This window comes from Pseudomonas brassicae, from assembly GCF_010671725.1.
GTDB lineage: Bacteria > Pseudomonadota > Gammaproteobacteria > Pseudomonadales > Pseudomonadaceae > Aquipseudomonas > Aquipseudomonas brassicae.
The window spans coordinates 1-2042 of the sequence record NZ_JAAHBU010000311.1; the positions used below are offsets into that span (position 1 = coordinate 1).

Annotated in this window: 3 protein-coding genes and 1 pseudogene; 1 reads left to right on the top strand and 3 read right to left on the bottom strand. The window is 64.1% G+C overall.

Going from position 1 to position 2042, the window contains the following annotated elements; all coding sequences use genetic code 11:
- From G3436_RS19770 to G3436_RS19780, 3 genes are all read right to left on the bottom strand, one after another.
- Window positions 1-176 (bottom strand): DUF1145 domain-containing protein (locus tag G3436_RS19770; protein ID WP_163948414.1); only part of this gene is annotated, 176 nt, incomplete at its 3' end.
- Between the two features lie 106 nt (window positions 177-282).
- On the bottom strand, window positions 283-996 hold the full coding sequence (locus G3436_RS19775) for a PA1041 family peptidoglycan-binding anchor lipoprotein (protein WP_163948417.1): 714 nt from the start codon (window positions 994-996) through the stop codon (window positions 283-285).
- Between the two features lie 90 nt (window positions 997-1086).
- Window positions 1087-1779, bottom strand: a complete 693-nt coding sequence (locus G3436_RS19780) for a PA1041 family peptidoglycan-binding anchor lipoprotein (RefSeq protein WP_163948420.1) — start codon at window positions 1777-1779, stop codon at window positions 1087-1089.
- A 160-nt stretch (window positions 1780-1939) separates the two neighbouring features.
- Between G3436_RS19780 and G3436_RS29230 the strand changes: the two are divergent.
- Window positions 1940-2042, top strand: a pseudogene (locus G3436_RS29230) (DUF6231 family protein); the annotation flags it as partial.

A 2042-nucleotide genomic window follows, 5' to 3' on the forward strand; every position in this document is an offset into this window, starting at 1 on the left:
CGCCCGCGCAGGCGGCCATTGAACATCAACATTTCAAGCATATGCAGCCCCAGCAAGGTGGCACCGGCGAGGTTGATCAGCGCATGCAGGGGCTTGTCCGCAGGGATCAGCAGATTGACCAGCACAACCCACCAGAACACTACCGTCAGGGCCTTGCCCAGCCACAACGCTTTCATACCTGGGTACCTTTTGTTATTGGCGTCAGGCAACCCGCGCAGTTCGCGCGGGCGCTGCCTGCCACCTTAACGGCTCGCGCCCTGCCGATGCCAGCCTGCGCGGCGATCAATTGAGGTGCAGTTCGACCCGACGGTTCTGCGCACGACCTGCATCGGTGTCGTTGTCGGCAATCGGCTGGCGCTCGCCCAGCCCTTGGCTGGTCAGTTTCTGCGGCGCCAGACCCTGCCCGATCAGGTACTCCGCGACGCTGCTGGCACGGCGTTCGGACAAGCTCTGGTTGTAGGCATCACTGCCACGGCTGTCGGTGTGCCCGATCACCTTGATGCTGGCGATGCCCGGATCACTGAGCTTGCCAACCAGGCCGCGCAACTGTTGCTGGGCAGCGGCGGTAAGCTCGGCCGAGTCATAGGCAAACATCACGCTGCCCTGGTCGTCGAGGGTGATCACCTCGGGTTCCGGTGCCGGGGCTTTTTCGCTGGGCGGGTACTGCGGCAGCGGGCAACCGTTGTGGCTGACCGGGGTATTGGCCGGGGTGTCAGGGCAGCGGTCGCGCCGGTCGAACACGCCATCAGCGTCTTCGTCGCCATCCTGGGCATAGCAGATCAGGCCACCGGCAATGGCGCCCAACGCCCCAGCGCCTGCGGCCCAGGCCGAACTTTCGATCGCGCCCAGGCCACCGCCGACAGCGCCGCCGAGCAGGCTGCAGATTGGCCAGGTCTTTTGATTCAACGGGGCGCTGCCATCACTGTGGGTGGCACAACCTGAAAGCAGGCTGGTGGCCAGTAGCACGGGAAGCGCAGCCTTGGTGAATACACTCATGGGGTAATGCTCCTGTGTCACCGGCCTCTACCGGTCACACAGGAGTAAAGACGGGCGCACGGCACTTCACAAGCCGTGGTCCGCAGGGGCTCAGCGTTCGATGCGGATTTCCACCCGGCGGTTCATCGAGCGCCCATCGGCCGTGGCATTGTCGGCCACCGGCTGGGTTTCACCGGCGCCCTGTACCGAGACGAAACTGTTGCGTGGGATGCCGCCCTCGACCAGGTAGTCGGTCACCGAATGGGCCCGCCGTTCGGAGAGCTTCTGGTTATAGGCATCGGCGCCGACGCTGTCGGTATGCCCGGTCACGCTCAGGCGCGCGCTCGGAGCCTCGTTTTTCAGGCGGGCAGTGATCTTGTCCAGGCGCAGTTTGTCGGCGCCAGTGAGCCTGGCCGAATCGAACTCGAACAGTACATCGCGAATCACGATGACCTCTTCCTTGACCACTACCACTTCCTCGACCACCGCGACCGGTTCCGGCGGACAGCCATTGGCATCCACCTGCACGCCACGCGGTGTGCCCGGGCACTTGTCGCGGCTGTCCGGTACGCCATCGCCGTCTTCGTCGCCATCACCATGGGCCCAGCAGTAGCCTGCCGCCAGGCCGCCACCGATCAGCGCGCCCCAACCGGCCCAACTCGAACTTTCAATGGCGCCCAGGGCTGCGCCGCCCACGCCCCCGACGGCAGCACATGTCGGCCAGTCGGTTTTTTGCAAACCTGCACAACCAGTCAACACGCTGGTTAGCAGAACCAGGGGTAATGCTGTGCGAACTATGCTCATTTTGTTGCATCTCCTAGGGGGAATCGGTGCAAAACCGATGCTCTGGGAGTAAAGACCGGTGATTCCATCTCCGCCAGCAATAAGCCATGACGCAATCGCCGTGCCCTCTATGCCTGCGGGCCCCGGCCAGCTAGTCTTGGCGGATGGACGAGGACCTCTGATGACTGACAGTTTTTCTTCGCGTACACCGCAGCAGGCCCTGGCCGCGTTGCTCGAGCACCACACCCCGCAGCGCCTGCTGCTGGTGGGCACGTCGTTCCCGG